Annotated in this window: 21 protein-coding genes; 9 read left to right on the top strand and 12 right to left on the bottom strand. The window is 62.1% G+C overall.

Features of this window, described 5'->3' with window-relative positions; all coding sequences use genetic code 11:
* Positions 1–4: 4 nt before the first annotated feature.
* The 3 genes from ACN9MU_RS08350 to ACN9MU_RS08340 all read right to left on the bottom strand — a co-directional run bounded on the left by ACN9MU_RS08350 (position 5) and on the right by ACN9MU_RS08340 (position 4,155).
* On the bottom strand, positions 5–1,507 hold the full coding sequence (locus ACN9MU_RS08350) for a CoA-acylating methylmalonate-semialdehyde dehydrogenase (RefSeq protein WP_426169539.1): 1,503 nt from the start codon (positions 1,505–1,507) through the stop codon (positions 5–7).
* A gap of 15 nt (positions 1,508–1,522) precedes the next feature.
* Entirely contained in the window at positions 1,523–2,638 is a 1,116-nt protein-coding gene (gene ald, locus ACN9MU_RS08345; protein ID WP_426169537.1) for an alanine dehydrogenase, read from the bottom strand.
* Positions 2,639–2,838: 200 nt separating this feature from the next.
* On the bottom strand, positions 2,839–4,155 hold the full coding sequence (locus ACN9MU_RS08340; protein WP_426169534.1) for an aspartate aminotransferase family protein: 1,317 nt from the start codon (positions 4,153–4,155) through the stop codon (positions 2,839–2,841).
* A 165-nt stretch (positions 4,156–4,320) separates the two neighbouring features.
* On the opposite strand from ACN9MU_RS08340, the gene ACN9MU_RS08335 reads away from it, so the two are divergent.
* Positions 4,321–5,775 carry a PLP-dependent aminotransferase family protein gene (locus tag ACN9MU_RS08335; protein WP_426169532.1) on the top strand — a complete coding sequence of 485 codons (1,455 nt, stop codon included), beginning with the start codon at positions 4,321–4,323 and terminating at the stop codon, positions 5,773–5,775.
* The gene (locus ACN9MU_RS08330; RefSeq protein WP_426344412.1) at positions 5,762–6,403 is read left to right on the top strand and encodes a TetR/AcrR family transcriptional regulator; all 642 of its coding nucleotides are present in this window, start codon (positions 5,762–5,764) and stop codon (positions 6,401–6,403) included. Before ACN9MU_RS08335 ends, ACN9MU_RS08330 begins: the two co-directional genes overlap by 14 nt.
* Positions 6,404–6,479: 76 nt before the next feature.
* Here ACN9MU_RS08330 and ACN9MU_RS08325 read toward each other — a convergent pair whose 3' ends face one another.
* Genes ACN9MU_RS08325 through ACN9MU_RS08305 form a run of 5 tightly spaced genes read right to left on the bottom strand, consistent with a single transcriptional unit; the run spans position 6,480 to position 9,981 of the window.
* Positions 6,480–7,424 carry a sensor domain-containing diguanylate cyclase gene (locus ACN9MU_RS08325; RefSeq protein WP_426169527.1) on the bottom strand — a complete coding sequence of 315 codons (945 nt, stop codon included), beginning with the start codon at positions 7,422–7,424 and terminating at the stop codon, positions 6,480–6,482.
* A gap of 3 nt (positions 7,425–7,427) precedes the next feature.
* Positions 7,428–7,862 carry a DUF4440 domain-containing protein gene (locus ACN9MU_RS08320; protein ID WP_426169525.1) on the bottom strand — a complete coding sequence of 145 codons (435 nt, stop codon included), beginning with the start codon at positions 7,860–7,862 and terminating at the stop codon, positions 7,428–7,430.
* A gap of 30 nt (positions 7,863–7,892) precedes the next feature.
* Positions 7,893–8,948: a hypothetical protein gene (locus ACN9MU_RS08315; RefSeq protein ID WP_426169522.1), complete on the bottom strand. Its 1,056-nt coding sequence runs from the start codon at positions 8,946–8,948 to the stop codon at positions 7,893–7,895.
* Positions 8,949–8,961: 13 nt separating this feature from the next.
* Positions 8,962–9,333, bottom strand: a complete 372-nt coding sequence (locus ACN9MU_RS08310) for a VOC family protein (RefSeq protein ID WP_426169519.1) — start codon at positions 9,331–9,333, stop codon at positions 8,962–8,964.
* A gap of 45 nt (positions 9,334–9,378) precedes the next feature.
* Positions 9,379–9,981 (bottom strand): hypothetical protein, encoded by a 603-nt coding sequence (locus ACN9MU_RS08305; RefSeq protein WP_426321611.1) that lies wholly within the window; start codon positions 9,979–9,981, stop codon positions 9,379–9,381.
* A gap of 97 nt (positions 9,982–10,078) precedes the next feature.
* Here ACN9MU_RS08305 and ACN9MU_RS08300 point away from each other — a divergent pair, with 97 nt between their 5' ends.
* From ACN9MU_RS08300 to ACN9MU_RS08270, 7 genes are all read left to right on the top strand, one after another.
* Positions 10,079–10,630: a GNAT family N-acetyltransferase gene (locus tag ACN9MU_RS08300; RefSeq protein ID WP_426321609.1), complete on the top strand. Its 552-nt coding sequence runs from the start codon at positions 10,079–10,081 to the stop codon at positions 10,628–10,630.
* A gap of 113 nt (positions 10,631–10,743) precedes the next feature.
* A complete protein-coding gene (locus ACN9MU_RS08295; protein ID WP_426344411.1) occupies positions 10,744–10,986 on the top strand; it encodes a hypothetical protein in 243 nt (80 codons plus the stop codon).
* On the top strand, positions 10,979–11,875 hold the full coding sequence (locus tag ACN9MU_RS08290; RefSeq protein ID WP_426169508.1) for a sensor histidine kinase: 897 nt from the start codon (positions 10,979–10,981) through the stop codon (positions 11,873–11,875). The genes ACN9MU_RS08295 and ACN9MU_RS08290 overlap by 8 nt, the downstream gene beginning before the upstream one ends.
* 2 nt (positions 11,876–11,877) lie before the next feature.
* Entirely contained in the window at positions 11,878–12,654 is a 777-nt protein-coding gene (locus ACN9MU_RS08285; RefSeq protein WP_426169506.1) for a LytR/AlgR family response regulator transcription factor, read from the top strand.
* A 77-nt stretch (positions 12,655–12,731) separates the two neighbouring features.
* Positions 12,732–13,157, top strand: a complete 426-nt coding sequence (locus tag ACN9MU_RS08280; protein ID WP_426321603.1) for a VOC family protein — start codon at positions 12,732–12,734, stop codon at positions 13,155–13,157.
* Positions 13,157–13,558 carry a VOC family protein gene (locus tag ACN9MU_RS08275; RefSeq protein ID WP_426321601.1) on the top strand — a complete coding sequence of 134 codons (402 nt, stop codon included), beginning with the start codon at positions 13,157–13,159 and terminating at the stop codon, positions 13,556–13,558. Before ACN9MU_RS08280 ends, ACN9MU_RS08275 begins: the two co-directional genes overlap by 1 nt.
* The gene (locus tag ACN9MU_RS08270) at positions 13,555–13,935 is read left to right on the top strand and encodes a YybH family protein (RefSeq protein ID WP_426321599.1); all 381 of its coding nucleotides are present in this window, start codon (positions 13,555–13,557) and stop codon (positions 13,933–13,935) included. Before ACN9MU_RS08275 ends, ACN9MU_RS08270 begins: the two co-directional genes overlap by 4 nt.
* On the opposite strand, the gene ACN9MU_RS08265 is transcribed toward ACN9MU_RS08270, so the two are convergent.
* From ACN9MU_RS08265 to ACN9MU_RS08250, 4 genes are all read right to left on the bottom strand, one after another.
* Positions 13,928–15,142: a nucleoside deaminase gene (locus tag ACN9MU_RS08265; RefSeq protein ID WP_426321597.1), complete on the bottom strand. Its 1,215-nt coding sequence runs from the start codon at positions 15,140–15,142 to the stop codon at positions 13,928–13,930. The two genes, ACN9MU_RS08270 and ACN9MU_RS08265, sit on opposite strands and share 8 nt — an antisense overlap.
* Before the next feature lie 6 nt (positions 15,143–15,148).
* Complete coding sequence (locus ACN9MU_RS08260) at positions 15,149–15,553, bottom strand: cytidine deaminase (RefSeq protein WP_426169494.1); 405 nt, start codon at positions 15,551–15,553, stop codon at positions 15,149–15,151.
* A 78-nt stretch (positions 15,554–15,631) separates the two neighbouring features.
* Positions 15,632–16,954, bottom strand: a complete 1,323-nt coding sequence (gene deoA / locus ACN9MU_RS08255; protein ID WP_426337116.1) for a thymidine phosphorylase — start codon at positions 16,952–16,954, stop codon at positions 15,632–15,634.
* A gap of 128 nt (positions 16,955–17,082) precedes the next feature.
* Positions 17,083–19,470: an aldehyde dehydrogenase family protein gene (locus ACN9MU_RS08250; protein WP_426169489.1), complete on the bottom strand. Its 2,388-nt coding sequence runs from the start codon at positions 19,468–19,470 to the stop codon at positions 17,083–17,085.
* Positions 19,471–19,478 lie beyond the last annotated feature (8 nt).

The following is a 19,478-nucleotide window of genomic DNA, read 5'->3' as shown; positions in this document are numbered from 1 at the left end:
ATCCTCACTTCATCTGTGGGAAAGCAAACTGCGCGCCAGCACTTGCGGTATTTGGCCAGCGCTCCATCACGGCCTTGTGGCGGGTGTAGAAACGCACGCCCTCCGGACCATAAGCGTGGTGGTCGCCAAACAGGCTGCGCTTCCACCCGCCGAAACTGTTGAATGCCATCGGCACCGGCAGCGGCACGTTGACGCCCACCATGCCGACCTGGATCTGGCGCACGAATTCGCGCGCCACCCCGCCGTCGCGCGTGAAGACCGCGACACCGTTGCCGTATTCATTCTTGTTGATCAGCTCTACCGCCGACGCCACGTCAGGCAGGCGCACCATGCACAGCACGGGGCCGAAGATCTCTTCCTTGTAGATGGTCATGTCCGGCGTGACGTGGTCGAACAGCGTGCCGCCGATGAAGAAGCCGTTCGGACGGTCGGCAACCTGGTAGTTGCGGCCGTCGACTACCAGGGTTGCGCCCTGCTCCACGCCCTCGCCAATCAGGCGCTCAATGCGCTGCTTGGCTGCCGAGGTCACGACCGGTCCCATTTCGGCCTCCGATGCCATGCCATCGCGCACTTTCAGTGCAGCGGTGCGCTCTTTCAGTGCACCCAGCAGCTTGTCGGCGGCATCGCCCACCGCCGCAACCACCGAAATCGCCATGCAGCGCTCGCCCGCCGAACCAAAGGCGGCGCCCATCAGCGCATCGACCGCCATGTCCATGTCGGCGTCCGGCATCACCACCATATGGTTCTTGGCACCGCCCAGCGCCTGCACGCGCTTGCCGTGCTGCGAACCGCGCGAGTAGATATATTCCGCAATCGGCGTCGAGCCCACGAAACTCACCGCCTGGATCGCCGGGTGATCGAGCAGCGCGTCGACCGCCACCTTATCGCCTTGCACGACATTGAACACGCCGTCCGGCAGGCCGGCTTCCTTCAGCAGGCGCGCATGCAGCAGCGATGGCGACGGGTCGCGCTCGGAAGGCTTGAGGATGAAGGTGTTGCCGCAGGCAATAGCGATCGGGAACATCCACATCGGCACCATCACCGGGAAGTTGAACGGCGTGATGCCGGCCACCACCCCAAGCGGCATGCGCATCGACCATGCATCGATGCCGCGCGCAATCTGGTCGGTGTACTCGCCCTTCATCATCTGCGGGATGCCGACAGCGAATTCCACCATCTCGATACCACGCGCCACTTCCCCTTTGGCGTCCGCGAAGGTCTTGCCGTGTTCGCGGGTCAGCATGGCGGCGAATTCCTCGGTGTGCTGGTGGCACAGTTCGAGGTACTTGAACAGCACCCGTGCACGCGTCAGCGGCGGCGTGTTGGACCAGGCCGGGAAAGCCGCTTCCGCGGCGCACACGGCGGCATCGACTTCCTCGGCCGTGCCGAGCGCCACGCGCGCCACCGGTTCACCCAATGCGGGGTTGAATACGTCGCCATAACGGCCGCTGGCCGTATCGACCTTGGCGCCGTTGATAAAGTGGGTAATGGTATCGAGATTGCTCATTTCAAGCCCTGAGGATTAGGCCAGCAGCGATTCCGCCGGCACGTAGGTATAGCCAAGGTCGTGCGCCACCGCTTCATAAGTGACGTGGCCTTGGCAGACATTGAGTCCGTTGCGCAGGTGCGGGTTGGCCTTCATGGCCTTGGCCCAGCCCTTGTCGGCCAGCGCAACGGCATGGCCGATGGTGGCGTTGTTCAGCGCAAAGGTGGAGGTACGGGCGACTGCACCCGGCATATTGGCGACGCAGTAGTGCACCACGCCGTCGACCACGAAGGTAGGGTTCTCGTGCGTGGTCGCATGCGAGGTTTCAAAGCAGCCTCCCTGGTCGATCGCCACGTCGACCACCACCGAGCCTTGCTTCATGCGCGACACCATATTGCGCGTGACCAGCTTGGGCGCTGCAGCGCCGGGCACCAGCACGCCGCCGATCACCAGGTCGGCATCGGTCACCGCGTCGTCGATGGTATGGGCGTTGGAGAACATGGTCTGGATGCGGTTGCCGAACACCAGGTCAAGCTGGCGCAGGCGGTCGACGTTTTTGTCCAGCACCGTCACGCGGGCGCCCATGCCGACAGCGATCTGCAGCGCATTGGTGCCGACCACGCCGGCGCCGATAATCGCCACGTTGCCGGGGGCTACGCCTGGCACGCCGCCCAGCAACAGGCCCATGCCGCCTTTGGATTTTTCAAGATGCGCGGCGCCAGCCTGGATCGACATGCGCCCCGCCACTTCGCTCATCGGCGCCAGCAGCGGCAAGCCGCCGTTTGGACCGGTGATGGTTTCATACGCAATGCAGACCGCGCCGGATTTCACCAGCGCCCTGGTCTGCTCCGGGTCGGGAGCCAGGTGCAGGTAGGTGTAAAGAATCTGGTTCTCGCGCAGCATCGCGCATTCCTGTGGCTGCGGTTCCTTCACTTTGACGATCATTTCGGCCTTGGCGAAGATTTCCTCCGCGGTCGGGATGATCGTGGCGCCGGAGCCCACATACATTTCGTCGGTCAGACCGATTGCAGCGCCCGCGTTGTGTTGCACCAGGACCTGGTGCCCGCGGAGTGTCAGTTCCTTTACGCTGGCCGGGGTAAGGCCAACGCGCGATTCCTGATTCTTGATTTCCTTCGGTACGCCTACCAACATGGTTCGTCTCCTTTGGTTGTTTTACTTAAAACCGGTAAACCAGGGTACGACCCATAGGGTCGGACCCTGTCTGCTCGCCTGCTGTTGGTGTTGGTTATGCGCCTTTGATCTTCGTCAAAAATCAAAGGCCTCGAACCAGAACCCCAGGCCGTCGATCTGACTGGGTCTGACCCTATGGGTCGGACCCAGGTTTACCGGTTTTAATCAAGCGTCTTCAACACCTTTCCGAGCTTCCCGAATAATTCGTCGATATGCTTCTTCTCAAAGGTGAGTGGTGGCGACAGCGCGATGATGTCGCCGGTGGTGCGGATCAACAGCCCATCCGCGAAAGCTTTCTTGAACGCGGCGTATGCACGCGTTCCGGGCGCACCTTCACGCGGTGCCAGCTCGATGCCGGCTACCAGGCCAATGGTGCGGATGTCGATCACATGTGGCAGGCCTTTCAGCGAGTGCACCGCATCTTCCCAGTACGGCTGGATTTCCTTGGCGTGGTCCAGCAGCTTCTGCTCCTTGAACACTTCCAGCGTCGCCAGCGAGGCGGCGCAGGCCACCGGGTGGCCGGTGTAGGTGTAGCCGTGGAACAGCTCAATGCCGGCCGGCGCCTCCATGAAGGCATCGTGGATGAATTTTTTGCTGAACACCGCGCCCATCGGGATGGTGCCGTTGGTCAGGCCCTTGGCCGTGGTCATCATGTCCGGCTCGACATCGAAGAAATCGGTGGCGAACGGCGTGGTCAGGCGGCCAAAGCCGGTGATCACCTCGTCGAAGATCAGCAGGATGCCGTGCTTGGTGCACAGCTCGCGCAGGCGTTTCAGGTAGCCTTTCGGCGGCACCAGCACGCCGGTGGAACCCGCCACCGGCTCCACGATCACGGCTGCGATAGTGGATGCGTCGTGCAGCGCGACGATGCGTTCCAGTTCATCGGCCAGGTGGGCGCCGTACTCCGGCTCGCCGCGCGTGAAGGCGTTCTTCTCAATATTGTGAGTGTGCGGCAAGTGGTCTACACCCGGCAGCAATGTGCCGTACGGCTTGCGGTTGCCGGCGATGCCGCCGACGGAGATGCCGCCGAAGCCGACGCCATGGTAAGCCCGCTCGCGGCCGATCAGGCGGGTCCGGGAAGCTTCGCCGCGCGCCTTATGGTAGGCCAGCGCGATTTTCAGTGCCGTGTCCACTGCCTCGGAACCGGAGTTCGTATAGAACACGTGGCCGAAGCGATGGTTGGTATATTCCATCAGCTTTTCGGCGAGGTCGAAGGCGGCCGGGTGGCCCATCTGGAAGGTCGGCGCGAAATCGAGCTGGCCGACCATTTCGCTGACTGCCGCCACGATCTTCGGCTGGCGGTGGCCGCAGGGGACACACCACAGGCCGGCGGTGCCATCGAGCACCTGGTTGCCGTCGACGTCCTTGTAGTAGACGCCTTCGGCCGAGACCAGCAGGCGCGGATTGGCCTTGAAGTCGCGGTTGTTCGTGAACGGCATCCAGAAGGACGCCAGGGACTGCGGCCGGGCTTCGTTCATTTGCTATCTCCCTTGGTGGGTTTTTTTACGATGCTCAAAAAACTTTACCAGTTGGCAAAATCATGATGCAATAATAGACAGCAAGTTAACTATGGCACATATACACACAAGCGGAAACGCTCCAACCGTACAGGTAGCAAAAACAGTACAGTTTTAGAGGCCCGAATGGACGACAGCGCAACTCCCAACTCCGCATGGCCCGTGCTTTCCATCGAGCGCGCGAAGAAGGGCAGCCTGGTTGAAAAGATCGTGGACGCCATCAGCGCGATGGTGGCAAGCCGCGAGCTGCGCGTTGGCACAAAGATGCCTTCAGTCAGGCAATTCGCGAAGTGTAATGGCATCAGCACCTTTACAGTTGTCGAGGCCTACGACCGCCTGGTCACGCTCGGACTGTTGTCATCGCGCCGCGGTTCCGGCTATTTTGTTGCTCGCCACGACGTCCCCGCCCTGCTGCCGCCAGCGGCCATGTTCGCCACGCCGGCTGCCGTCGACGCGCTGACACCCGAACTGTATTCCGGCGCTTCCGAAGCGCTGCCGGTCGGCGCCGGCTGGCTACCGCCCGAATGGTATGGCGAAGACACCATCCTCGACGCCGTACGCCACGCCATGCGCATCCCCGCCAACCGCTTGCGCGGCTATGGCCACCCGCTCGGCTTCCCCGGCCTGCGCCAGTACATGGCGTCAACACTAAGCGACGAACTGTTTGCCGTGGAAGCCGAGCAGATCCTGCTCACGCATGGCGCTACCCATGCCTTCGACCTGATCCTGCGCACGCTGACCAAGCCGGGCGACACCGTCTTCGTGGAAGACCCGGTGTACAGCAACCTGCTGTCGCTGATCCGCCACCACGGCTGCCATGCCATCGGCATTCCGCGCGACGAGCATGGCCTCGACATGGATTTTCTCGCCGCGCAGGCGCGCGAGACCCAGCCCAAGCTCATGTTCGTCAACACCGTGCTGCAAAACCCGCTCGGCACCAGCCTGACGCAGGCGCAGGCGCATCGGCTGCTGGGCTTTGCCGAGCAATTCGACTTCTGGCTGGTGGAAGACGACATCTACCGCGAGCTCACCGCGCGCGGCGAAGCCTCGCTGGCCGCGATGGACGGCTTGCGGCGCGTGATCCGCGTCGGCAGTTTTTCCAAGACGCTGTCGCCAGTGCTGCGCGTCGGTTCGATTTGCGCCTCTGCCTCACTGCTGCCGGAGCTGGTGCGCGTGAAGATGCTGGCCGGCCTCACCACATCGGAAGTGAACGAACGCGCCGCCTACCACGCCATCACTGCGCGCCCCTACAAGCGCATGGTGGAAAAGCTGGTGGCACAACTGGCCGAGGGCCGCGAACGCACTATCGACCTGCTGGCCCTGGCCGGCATGGCGCCGATCGCCAGGCCGCGCGGCGGCATGTTCGTCAGCGCCGGGTGGCAACAGGCGCCGTCGCCTGAATGCAACGGCAAGCTGCTTGCCGACCAGGCACTGAAGTCCGGCATCCTGCTCGCACCGGGAGAGTTCTTCCAGTTGCGGCAACCGGCATCGATCTGGTTCCGCTTCAACGTCGCTTATTCGGACAGCCCACAACTGCGGAACTTCCTGCAGTCCATGAGGAGGGAATATGGCATCAGCTAAACTGCGCCGCGTCATCAACCGCGACCGGCTGGAAGCGGACATCGCCACGGAGGCGGTGCGTGTATTTGCCGAATGCGGCTACGAAGGCGCCTCGGTCGCCACCATCGCGGAAAACGTCGGCCTGTCGAAGCAGAACCTGATGTACTACTTCCCCACCAAACAGGCGCTCTACCAGCGTGTGCTGGACGACGTCCTCGACGAATGGCTGGCGCGCATGGCCAATATCGCCGAGCCGGACGGCCAGCCGGCCGAAGTATTGCGTGCCTACATCAAGGCCAAGCTGGACTTTTCGCGCGAGCATCCGTGGGGATCGCGCGTGTATGCGATGGAAGTGATCAGCGGCGCGCCCCTGTATGGCGAGCAGATTCGCGAACGCGTGGTGCCGCTGGTGCGCAAGGATATCGAGGTGTTCGAGCGCTGGATCGCCGAGGGCCGGATCGCCCCCGTCAACGCCACCCACCTGTTATTTGCCATCTGGGCCATGACGCAGTCCTACGCCGACTTCGCCGCGCAAATGCAGCTGGTGCTTGGCGCCGGACAATTGACCGGCGCCGATTTTGCCGATGCAGAGGAAACCATCACCAAGCTGGTGATCGCCGCCCTGATGCCAGCGAAAGCCAGCGGCTAGCGGCAATTGCCGTGCCCCCGGCCCGGTTCACGGAGGTGATGCGTTTCGTCTTGCCCCACCCTGCTGGCAAACAGGGTCAATCTTGTTCGCGCGCAACGGCCAGCAACTCTGAAGTCGCCCTGCCGTCTTCCGGATACAGCGCGCCGCCAAAGCGCAACGCCAATTCGACCTTCTCGCCACCCGGCAGCAACAACGGAGCCGCAGTAGCCGCCTGCTTGAAGCGCAGCACCTGGCTCTGGACAATGGTGCGCCGCGCCGCCACGCTCAGGATCACGCCAAATTCATCGACTCCCAGCCGTGCCAGCACATCTCCCTCACGGCATTGCTTGCCGAGCCGCCGGGATATTTCCACCATCACGTCGCGATGCTGCGGGCGCACGCGAACCACCATCACGCCCACGTGGCCGCTGCGCGCAATCGCATCATCGACGCGCACGCGCAGCTGTTCGTAGAAGGAAGAACGGTTGGGCAATCCCGTTGCAGGATCCTGCGTCACTTTGCGCTGCAATACCTGCGCACCTTCCTGCGAAGCGTGGAACATCAATGCTGCGGTCATGTCGGCAATCGCCTGGCCAATCGGCACTTCGTCTTCATCGAACGGACGCGGTTCACGCCACGCCAACTTCAGCACGCCACCAGCCTGGGCGCCAAACAACAGCGGCAGGATTGCCATCGAGCGCAGGCCCACGCGACGGCATGCTTCGCGGTTCACACGGTCATCGATTTCGGAGTCGGTGCAAGTGGCGGCCTGGCGCGAGGTCAGCACAAGTCCCGACAGGCTGCCTTTGATCTGCATGCGCAAGCCTAGCTGGGCTTCAGCCAGTCCGTGTGCCGCGCGGTACACCACCTCGCTGCCTTCCACCAGTTCGATCACGGCGCCGTCCGCGCCGGTCAGCTGCATGGCCTTTGCCGCGGCGAGATCCATCACCGCGCCAAAGGCCGGTCCAAGGCGCGCCAGTTCAAGCTGGGCATCTACGATTGCGACGAGCTTCGATGGGGGAAGATCCAGCCGGTCGCTCATCGCCTACTCCTGAACTGGTGTGATCTGCACGCTGGCCACGCGCCACTTTCCTTCCTTGCGCACGTAGACGTCAACATAACGGTAATGGCTGCCGAACGGCTTGCCGTCATAGCTTCCGGTCATGCGCGTGCGGCCGCTCACCAGCGCCACGTCGCCGTAGAAGCGGATATCCATGTCTTCGACGCCGTAGGGATTGATCACCAGTTTAGGCGACGTGATCGCATCGAGGAAGGCCGCCTTGCCGGCCACATCGCCGCGCGCACTGATCTGGCGGAAGTCTTCCGCCATGTTGTCAGCGATGGCTGCGCGGTCCTTGCGGATAATGGCCTTGTCCCAGGCGTCGGCCTGTCGTGCAAGTTCTTCGGATGGCGACACGGCGAAAGCGCTCACTGTGCCAAGCGCCAGCGCAGCGGCAATCATGGTTACGCGAATCTTCATGAGATACCCTATCGAATGTTGTCTTTGCCGTTAAATCGGAAACCGGACCCGGAACACCCTTGGATATTCCGCAGGATAAGGGGCAGCGATCCGGATTGCATGGTCTATGTTGCTGACGTTACGGCCCTCCTGGCTTCCCACAAGTTCAAGCTTGCTGATGTCGCCGTCCTGGTCCAGGCTGACTTCATATTCAACAGGTCCATCAACCCTGATCGGCTCGACATTCTTCGTGATCCACTGCATTTCCATTACGGTCAGCTGGCGCAGCGGCTCCTCTTTGCGCAAGAGCCGGAAGTCTGTTGCGCCGAGGTAAATCCAGAAGACCAGCCAGGCAAGTCCAAACCAGCGCACACGTTCAAGTGACCTCGACTCAGTTTTGGCTACCCGGTGTGTTTCTTGCGCTTTTACCTGCTTGATCAAGTGCGACATATGCTTGCGCCAAACCTCAACCTTGCGCGGTGCACAGGTCAGATACATCAAGTCCGGATACTTGGTAAATACGATTTCCGCAACCAGGATATCGCGCGCCAGGTCTGCAAGAGACGGAACCCCGGTCTCGCGCAAGCGATTAATGACTTGCGTATGCTGCTCGCGTGTTTCCTCCGGCTGCATGCGCAGGAACTTCAGGTCCGAGAGGGCTCCAGCCAGCGCGTCAAAATCATCCATGTAGGAAGGAAGCTGGCGGCCGTCCCAATAGAATATTTCACAGGCGGCCGGGAAGAGATATTCATGTCCTGGCCGCCACCCGGATTCCAGCAGTCGTGCCACAGACGCTTCGAATACTTCGGAGTCCTCCAGATTCAATGGACGCAACGATTGCAAAATTTGCCGAGCCTGCTCCAGCGACTTAAGATCGTTCAGTTGCGCCAGCGCTCCCTCATGTGGCATTTCGTGCTGATCTGGCTCAGGAAGCTCGGTTGCGCCACTCTCGGCCCAACGCAATGCCGCCTCGTAGGCCTCGCGTAAAGCCTGGAACGCTGCCGGTTCTGCTTCCTGGTCTATGAGTTTCAGTTCTCGAGCATAGGCCCGGCGAATCGTTCGCGAATTCGCAGACGCATCAAGGCTGAGACGGTCGAGGAATTTCAAGGTAATGCAACGATCAAATATGTTGGTCAATCAGGATCGGATTGCCATCGGGGTCGATGGCGATGATATAGGCCGGGCCGGTGCTCGATTCATCGGTGCGGACAGCCAGCGCAATGCCGTTTTCCTCAAGCTGGCGTTGCAGCTGGCGCACGTCGGTGTAGCCCGGCACGAGCTGGGCATTGCTGTCCCAGCCGGGATTGAAGGTCAGCGTATTTTTCTCGATCATGCCCTGGAACAGGCCGATGACCTGTTCACCGTTCTTCATGATCAGCCAGTTCTGCTCGATGTTGCCGCCAAAGTCCTGGAAGCCGAACTTCGCGTAGAACTCGCGCGAGGCACGGATGTCCTGGACGTTCAGGCTAAGGGAAAATACGCCGAGTTGCATGCCGAATTCCTCCGCTCGCTTGGACCATGCCAATCTAACATCGGCTCACATTGCCAGCAAGGCCTCCGGCACGTTAGCGCCCGCTCGCTTGGCCGCTTGCGCCACAGCGCGGATTTCCTTTTTCAGGCTGGCCGTGCTGGACGACAGGCTGCGCAGCATGAAGAAGGTCGGGGTATCGGCCTTGGTCACCTGGCGGATGGTGTTCATCGCGGCCTTTGCTTCCGGCAGGTCCTTCATCAACTGCTCGTACTGCGCTACGGCCTGGGCCAGCGATGCCAGCCCTTGCTCGAGCTGGGCAACCGGCGCCGGGCCGCCTGCAGTCAGTGCCTTGGTGGACGCCGTTACGCCGCGCAACTGGGTCTCCAGGGTTTCTTCAACCGCACGGCGTGTCATTGATTCGGACAGCTGGCCGGCACGTTCGCCCATTGCGACGGCCTCCTGCGACTGTCCGAGGGCAGCCAGCAGTTGCTGGTTGCCGGTCAAGGTCATCCGGCTGGCATCGATAAAGCGCACCATCATTTCCTTGGTTGGATCGTTAGCGCGCTCCATGCCGTTGAACGCTGCACCGCCATTCCCGTTCGACATTTGAGCTTGCGCCAGTGGGGCAGCCAGGGATAAAACGAAAGCACCGGCTAACAAAATACGCATGAACTACTCCATTAGTGAAAGGTGATAACAAAAAGTTAAAATCAATTTTACTGTTCCTCCTTGTTAAAATGCAAAAATTTCCTAGAGTCAGCATTCCATGCCAGCATTCGCCCCATTCACCCTGAACGCCCAGCGCCTGCAATTGCGCTTCCTGACCGCTGCCGACGCGCCGGCCCTTTATCGGATGTATTCCGATAGCGAGGCCATGCGCTACTGGAGCAGCGCGCCCTGGGACAGCATGCAGCAAGCCGAAACCTATTTCGCCGCGGCGCAAGCAGGCTACGAAAGCGGCGACCTGCTGCGCATGGGCGTGGAGGTCGGCGGCGAACTGGCAGGCATCATCAACCTGTACAGCTTCAGCCGCCAGAACCGCCGCTGCGACATCGGCTACATGCTGGACCGCGCATTCTGGGGCAAGGGCTATATGCAGGAAGCCTTGGCCTCCTTGATCGACTACGCCTTCCGGGTGCTGAGCCTGCACCGCATCGAAGCCGACATCGATCCGCGCAACACCGCCTCCGCCAAGCTGCTGAAGAGCTTGCATTTTGTGCATGAGGGCCATATGCGCGAACGCTGGATCATCAATGGCGAGATCTGCGATACGGACTTTTTCGGCCTGCTGCGTTCCGATTGGCTGGCGGCACGCTAGCCGTTCGTCGCGCGCCAGAGCAAATCATCCGCCCCGCAGCGCAGTCTGTCGTATGCCGCTCCACTGTTGCCAGGCGCAGCGGTACAGTTGCATCATCGAAACGCAAGGAGGAAATGATGAAAACGATTAACAAAAGCGCCAAGGAAACCGTGAAAGAAGTGTGGCAAGCCTTTGTCGGCATCGGCCGCCACTTCGTCCGCACGCTGGACCACATGTCCTGGCCTGCCATCGTCGGCATGTGCATCGTGATCGCGCTGTTCCTGACCATCCTGCCGCTGGCCATCACGCTGTTCATCGGCGTGCTGATCGCCAAGCTGGCCATCAACGCCTTTGGAGACACGAAACAACATGGGTAACCGGACCCGCAGCGTGCTCTCCTTTGTCGGGGAGATTGGCGACACAGCCAGCAGCCTGTGGTGGGACTTCTTCGACTGGCTGGCGCAAGTGCCCTTGCGCCAGCTGGTGGTAACGTGGATGCTCGCCTTCCTGCTGGGACTGACGCCCGTGCTGCATCCGAAACAGGTAGCTTTCTTCATTGTCGGCTCGGCCGGGCTGAAGATCCTGGCCGGCGGCAAGCGCAAGGCGGAAATCGAAGCGCGCAAGGCGGCGGCGCAAGCCGGCACCGAAAGCCTGGAACGCCGGCTGGTGGAAGCCCAGATGTCGGCCCTGCAGGCGCAAGTCGAACCGCACTTCCTGTTCAATACCCTGGCCCTTATCGGCCAGTTGATCGAGACCGACCCGCCGGAAGCGGCCAAGATCCACACCCACCTGATCGAATACCTGCGCGCCACCCTGCCCCAGATGCGTTCACGCGGCAACGGTACGCTGGGCCGCCAGATCCAGATGGCGCGCTCTTACCTGGCCATCATGCAGGCCCGCATGAAGTCGCGCCTGTCCGTCTCGATCGACGTGCCGCAGGAGCTTGAAAGCGCCACCTTCCCGCCGATGATGCTGCAGATCCTGATCGAGAATTCGATCAAGCACGGCCTGGAGCCGAAAGTGGAAGGCGGCCGCATCGACATCCGCGCCAGCGTCAACGGCAGCGTGCTGCAAGTCGACGTGCAGGACGACGGCGTCGGTTTCAATGCCTACGCCGGCGATGGCGTCGGCCTGACCAATGTACGTGAACGCCTGAAGCTGATGTACGGCACCCGCGCACAGTTGCTGATTGAGCAGCCGATGGATGGCGGCTGCCGTGCCACGATCTGCATCCCCTTTGCACCAGACATTTTTGCCAAACCATGAGCATGCAGCCAAAAGCCACCGCCATCATCGCAGACGATGAAGAACCAATGCGCGACATGCTGCGCAAGCGCCTGCACGAAGCCTGGCCCGAACTGGAGATCGTGGCCGAAGCGGCCAATGGCATCGAAGCCATCGCGCTGGCCGGCCAGTACCAGCCGGACATCGTCTTCCTCGACATCCGCATGCCGGGCCTGACCGGCATCGAGGCGGCGCGCATGCTGTTCAATCGTTGCCACATCGTCTTCATCACTGCCTACGATCAATATGCAATCGAGGCCTTCGAACAGGGCGCGCTGGACTACCTGCTCAAGCCCGTCAACCTGGAGCGTCTGAAAACAGCTTGCGAACGCCTGCAAGCGCGCCTCGGCAAAACGCCCAACAATATCGAACGCCAACTGAGCCAGCTCTTGCAGCAGACTGGCCGCAGCCCGGCCGGCAGCGCGACACAACCCGAGTACCTGCACTGGATCCAGGCCCAGGTTGGCAACAGCCTGCGCATGATCTCGACCAAGGAAGTGTTGTTCTTTCGCGCCGATGAAAAATATACGCGCGTGCAAACAGCACAGGGCGAATTCCTGATCCGCAAGACCCTGAAGGAACTGGAAGATGAACTGGACCCGAATGAATTCTGGCGCATCCACCGCTCTACCCTCGTGCGTGTGGATGCGATTGCCGAGGTGACGCGCGACTTGCGCGGTCGGCAGATGGTCCGCGTGCGCAACTCCAGCGAAGAACTCGAAGTCAGCCGCGGCAACACCCATTTATTCCAGCAAATGTAGGTCGCCCGCGCTCGCTTGCCCCCTGTACGGTGCTAGTCTATATTGTCCTGACTAAGCTGCGTTTCAGGGAGAGAACGATGACGATTCCAAAGGCCACGCGCGCGACCATCATGCCTTGCCTGCGTTACCGCGACGCGCCCGCCGCTATCGATTGGTTGTGTAAAACCTTGGGTTTCAAGGCCGCGCTTGTGGTCCCCAACGAAGACGGCACCATCGCCCACGCCCAGCTTTCCTACGGCAACGGCATGATCATGCTAAGCTCCATCTTTGACACCGACTATGGCCGTTTGCTGAAACAGCCAGCCCAGCTGGGAATGGCTGTCACCCAAACCGCCTACCTCGTCGTCAACGACGCCGACGAAGTGCACGCGCGCTGCGTGCAAGCCGGGGCGCCAATCGAGATGCCCTTGCAGGACGAAGACTACGGCGGCCGTGGATTTACCTGTCGCGATCCCGAAGGGCATGTGTGGAGCATAGGCACTTATGACCCTTGGGAGCACTGATGGGACGCACAGTCCACTTTGAAATCCAGGCCAGCGAGCCGCAAGCCCTGATCGATTTTTACGGCAAGATGTTCGACTGGAGCTTTTCCAAATGGGAAGGCGGCGAGTATTGGCTGGTCGGCACCGGCGAAGTCGGCGCACCCGGCATCAATGGCGGCCTGTTGCCGCGCCGTGGCCCGCGGCCGGAAGAAGGCGCCTCCGTCAATGCCTTCGTCTGCACCGTCGATGTGGAAGACCTCGATCAATCCCTTGCGCTGCTAAAAGAACTTAAAGGCACGGTTGCCGTGCCGCGCATGCCGGTGCCGGGCGTCGGCTGGCTGGCCTACGCCAAGGATCCGGACGGCAACATCTTCGGCATGATGCAGAACGATGCCGGCGCTTCCTTCGAGGGGCGTAAATGAGCGACGAACAGGCAATCCGCGACCTGGTCGCGGAATGGACCCGCGCTACCCTCGCAGCGGAAGTCGAGCGCATCCTGCCGTTGATGACGGAAGACGTGGAGTTCTACGTTCCCGGCCAGCCCACCATGCGCGGCCGTGCTGCCTTCGAGAAAGGCGTGCGTGCCGTGCTGGCATTGCATCGCGTCGAATCGCACGCCGACGTGCAGCAGGTGGAAGTCAGCGGCAACCTGGCCTGGTGCACGACGCATCTGCGCGTGGCGATTACGCCACTGGCTGGTGGCGAGGCCATGCGCAAGGAAGGCAATGTGTTGTCGGTGTACCGCAAGAACGCTGCCGGCCAGTGGCAGCTGGCGCGCGACGCGAACATGCTCAGTTGATGGCAGCCACCAGGGCGGCGTCTGCCACCTGCGTCGGGCGGATCTTGATCAGGCTGCGGTAGAGCGGAGGCAGGTGGCCGCACAATTCGTGCAGCGCTTGTTCCGGCATCGCCGGCCGTACGTACTGGAACTGGGCCGGATTGTTGTGCGGCAGCGCCCCCTCCATCGTCGATCCGTAGGCGCCCAGGGCCATGAAGCTCAACGCACTCTCATCCGGGCCGACAGCAAACACGAAGGTGCCGTCTTTTGGATGCCCCAGGTAGTGCCGCACTTCGGCTTGCGTTGCCGCGTCGGCGCCTTCCATCAGCTTGTAGCGCAGTTGGGCGTAAGCCCGCGTGCACTCCATGAAAGCGGTACGGATGGCTGACGCCTGTTGGCGGCCGTGGCAGCAAAGCAGGAGATTGCCGAAAGAATCCAACAGCGCTACAGCTTCGCCCTTGCCGCCCTGCGCCTTGTCGCGCGCCATGGCCTGCTGCAGGTATGGCGCAAGGCCGGCATCCGGCGTGCGCGGCTCGCAGCGGTAAGTCAGGGCATCGGGGAACGCGCGCTTCAGGGCACGCACGATGAAATGGTCTTCCGGCAGTGTGGCCGGATCTTTCAGCTCCGCTTGCGGCGGATCGATGTTGAACAAATCCATCACATTGGCCGAGGTCGCCTCGAACACCAGCGAGCATAAGGCTTGCGTCGGTTCGGCGATGGTTTTGCCGATGAAGAAAGGTTTCGGCGTAGCCCCTGCCCCGCGCCGTGCATACGACGAGGTGCCCAGCACGGCCGGATAGGCGAAAGTCCGCTCGGCCTGCGGGCGCAAAGCAACCGGCAGCGAGGGATAGAAGGCGGAACCGTTGTAGTTGATGCCGGCCTTGCTGTCAGGCGCTGCGACGACGACATTGAAACCGGCCGCCAGGATGGCGCCCGTGCACATGCAGCACGGGTCGAGCGAAGTCACGATGGTGATTTCTTCGGGCGGCGGCAGCTCGTGGCCTTTGGCACGTTCGGCGAAGTACCAGTCGATCAGCTGGCGCTCGCTGTGCGCGGTCGGGTCGTAGATCAGGCCATGCTTGATGACGTTGTTATGCAGCGCCTTGAGCACAGTACCGCTGGCGTCGAGCATCACGCCGCCCACGCCAAAGGTGCCCTGGGTCTTTGCCGCAATAGCTTCGGATGCCGCGATGGCGACCGCTGTCTGGACGTCGATGGCCTTCTTCACGCTTGCTTACTTCTTCAAGTCCCAGCCGCCAAAGGCTTCCGGAAGCAGCTCGGCGGCAGTGGTTTCGCGGACGTCGCCTTTCAGGTTGGCCAGCACGACCGGCAACTGATTGCCGCCCAGTTCGAGCGTAACCTGGCGGCAGGCGCCGCATGGAGCGATCGGATTGTCCGTTTCGCCGACGACTGCCAGCTTGTCGAAATCGCCCGGCTGGTAGCCTTGCGCGACTGCGCTGAAGAAGGCAGTACGCTCGGCGCAGTTGCACAGGCCGTAGCTGGCGTTTTCCACGTTGCAGCCGTGGAAGATCTTGCCGTCTTTCGTCAGCAGCGCTGCGCCGACCTTGAAGTTGGAGTACGGCGTGTAGGCTTTCAGGCGTGCTGCCTTGGCCTCTTCGATCAGTGTTTCGTTGTTCATTTATTCTCCAAACCGGTAAACCGGTGTCTGACCCGCAGGGTCAGACACCAGGCACGCGTCCGGCACTGCTTTTCCGGTTTAAGGGCGGATCGTGCGATAAACGATCGGATTCGCCGCCGGCGCCGCATCCGCAATCGTGTATGCCGCCTGCACTTCACGCACCGCCTGTTCAGCAGCAGCTTGCGTGCGCGCGTGCACCATGGCCATAGGCTGGCCCACTTGCAGCGGCTGCCCCAGTTCGGCCAGGTCGGTCAGCCCCACGGCAAAGTCGATCGCATCGGTCGGACGGCGACGGCCGCCACCCAGGGACACCACCGCCAGCCCGATATCGCGGCAAACGGTCGAAGCAGCGTAACCCGCACGCGGCGCCGGCACCGGCACCACGATTGGCGCCTTTTCCAGGTGCTTGTCCATGTTCTCCACCAGGTCGGCCGGGCCGCCCAGCGCCTTGACCATGCGCGAGAAGCGCTCGGCCGCTTCGCCGGAATCCAGCGCATGCTGCAACCTGGCGCGGGCATCGGCTTCGTTGGCGGCCAGCTTGCCCAGCACCAGCATCTCTGCGCACAGCGACATCGTGACCTCATGCAGTCGCGCCGGACGGAATTTGCCGGTCAGGTAGTCGATTGCGCCGCGTACTTCCAGCGCATTGCCGGCCCATGGAGACAGCGATTCATTCATATCGGTCAGCAAGGCCGAGGTCAGCGTGCCCGCGCCATTGCCCACCTTGACGATGGATTCGGCCAATTCGACCGACTTCTCGTAGGAAGGCATGAAGGCGCCGGAGCCGACTTTCACGTCCATCGCCAGCACGTCCAGGCCTGCCGCCAGCTTCTTCGACAGGATTGAGCCAGTGATCATCGCCACCGATTCCACGGTCGCGGTGACGTCGCGGATCGAATAGAAACGCTTGTCCGACGGCGCCAGCGACGAGGTCTGGCCGATGATGGCCACGCCGACGTCCTTCACCACTTCGCGGAACTTGTCGTTGGTCGGGACGGTGGAGTAGCCAGGGATGGAATCGAACTTGTCCAGCGTGCCGCCGGTGTGGCCCAGGCCGCGGCCCGAGATCATTGGAACGAAGCCGCCGCAGGCCGCGATCATCGGGCCGAGCATCAGGGACACGACGTCGCCAACGCCGCCGGTGGAATGCTTGTCCATCACCGGACCTGGCAGGTTCAGGGATTTCCAGTCCAGCACTTCGCCGGAATCGCGCATGGCCAGGGTGAACGCCACGCGCTCGTCCATGGTCATGTCGTTGAAGAAGACGGCCATCGCCAGCGCGGCGATCTGGCCTTCGCTGACGCTGTTGTCGGTGATGCCTTTGACGAAGAATTGGATTTCTTCCTTGCTCAGCACACCGCCGTCGCGTTTTTTACGGATGATTTCCTGGGGGAGGAACATTTTTTTTATCTCTTTCTTTTTACTTCCAAACCGGTAACCCGGTGTCCGACCCGCAGGGTCAGACACCAGGCCAGCGGCTGCCGCGTATCGGTGTCAGACCCTATGGGTCTGACACCGGTTTACCGGTTTTAAACGCCGTAAGGAATCCAGATGTTTTTCACTTGCGAAGCATGCGCCAACACCACGCGCCCGCCAGCCTGCGCGGTCGAGAACCAGTCACGGCCCTTCGCGCCGCCAGTCCAGGTACGCTTCAGCGAACCTGCCGAAAGCTTCTCCACTTCCGCGCAACCAGCAGCAGACCCGTCGTGACGCCAGACAGCATCCACGTCCGCGTGCGACGCCAGCGTGCGCGCCAGTTCATCCGCCGAACCGGTCACGATATTCACCACGCCGCCCGGCAGGTCCGAAGTATCGAACACTTGGTACAAATCGGTCGCCGACAGCGGATACGCCTCGGACGGCACAGCCACCACACGGTTGCCAACAGCGATAGCCGGAGCCACCAGCGAAATAAAGCCCAGCAGCGGATTCTCGTTCGGGCACACGATGCCGATCACGCCGATCGCTTCGTTCAGCGCCACGGTGATGCCGTGCATAGGCGGCTGGTGTGCCAGGCCGTCGTACTTGTCGGCCCAGGCAGCCCAGTAGAACAGGCGCTCGATGGAAGCCTGCACTTCCTTCTCGGCGTTCTTGGTGCCGGTCTGCGCAGCGATACGCTCTGCGAATTCAGCGCCACGAGCAGCCAGGTTTTCAGCGATGTAGTACAGCACTTGCGCGCGGTTATGCGCAGTAGCCTTGGTCCAGCCGGTTGCCTTGTGCGCCGCTTCAACGGCGTTGCGGATGTCCTTGCGGTTACCCTCGCCCACTTCGCCCAGGAACTTGCCGTCGGCGCCGTGGATGGCGCGCGAGTAGGCGCCGTCAGGGCGGGCCTGCTTGCCGCCGATGTACAGCTTGGCGGTGCGATCCACAGCAAATGGATCGGCCGATGGCGTGAACTCGGTTTCAGGCTTGGCAGGCTTCTTGAACGAAGGCGCGGCCGGACGTGCATCTTCCGACACAGGCACCAGGTATTCGAACATGCCTTCGCGGCCGCCTTCACGGCCGTAGCCGGATTCCTTGTAGCCGCCGAAGCCGCACGCAGCGTCGAACTGGTTGGCGGTGTTGATCCACACCACGCCGGCCTTGATCTGCGGCGCCATGTCCAGCGCCAGCGAGATGTTCTCGGTCCACACGCAGGAAGCCAGGCCATACACGGTGTTGTTGGCCAGTTGCACAGCTTCGGCTGGAGTACGGAAGCTCATCGCCACCAGCACCGGGCCAAAGATTTCAGCTTGCGCCACGGCGGCGGAAGTGGAAGCGCCGGTGATCAGGGTTGGCGGGAACCACGAGCCGGTGGCAGGCAGTTCGCAGCCGGCCGGCTGGTACACCTCGCAGCCTTCGGCACGGGCGGAATCCACCAGGCCGGCGATGCGCTGACGCTGGATCGGGTCGACCAGGGCGCCGATGTCCATCGACTTGTCCAGCGGGGAACCCAGGCGCAGGTTGTCCATGCGCGCTTTCAGTTTTTTCAGGAAGCGGTCCTGCACGGATTCCTGCACCAGCAGGCGGGAACCGGCGCAGCAGACCTGGCCTTGGTTGAACCAGATCGAATCGACCAGGCCTTCCACCGCAGCGTCCAGGTCGGCGTCTTCGAAGACGATGAACGGCGACTTGCCGCCCAACTCCAGGGACAGCTTCTTGCCGGTGCCGGCGGTGGCTTCGCGGATGAGGCGGCCAACTTCGGTGGAGCCGGTGAAGGCCAGCTTGTCGATGCCCTGGTGGCCGACGATGGCTTCGCCGGTGCGGCCGTCGCCGGTCACGATGTTCACGACACCGGCAGGCACGCCAGCTTGCTGGCAGATGTCCGCGAACAGCATCGCGGTCAGCGGCGTGAATTCAGCCGGCTTGAAGACGATGGTGTTGCCGGCGGCCAGCGCAGGAGCGATTTTCCATGCCAGCATCAGCAGCGGGAAGTTCCAAGGCACGATCTGGCCGACCACGCCTACGGCGCGATGGCCCGGGAATTCTTCGTCCAGCAATTGCGCCCAGCCGGCGTGGTAGTAGAAGTGACGGGCCACCAGCGGCAGGTCGGCGTCGCGCGTTTCGCGGATGGTCTTACCGTTGTCCAGGGTTTCCAGCACGGCGAACAGGCGCGCATGCTTTTGCATCAGGCGTGCGATCGCGTACATGACCTTGGCGCGGCCATGGCCGCCCAGTGCCTGCCAGCCCGGCAGCGCCTTGCGTGCTGCAGTAACTGCACGTGCTACGTCGACCGCGGTAGCCTGGGTCAGTTCAGCCAGTTGCGAGCCATCGGCCGGGTTGTAGCAAGCGAAGGTTTCGCCCGGCTCGGTCCACTGGTTGTCGATAAACAGGCCGAACTTGCGGGAGCGCTGCTCCAGCCACGCTTGCGCTTCTTTCTGGCTTTCTGGTGCAGGGCCGTAGTCCATGGTGTTGAGGATCTCGTTAATAGTTGGCATGGCGGTGT

This window comes from Pseudoduganella sp. R-32 (genome assembly GCF_049913245.1).
GTDB lineage: Bacteria > Pseudomonadota > Gammaproteobacteria > Burkholderiales > Burkholderiaceae_D > Rugamonas.
The sequence above is the reverse complement of the archived record's forward strand: the minus strand, read 5'-3'. Positions and strand labels throughout refer to the sequence as shown.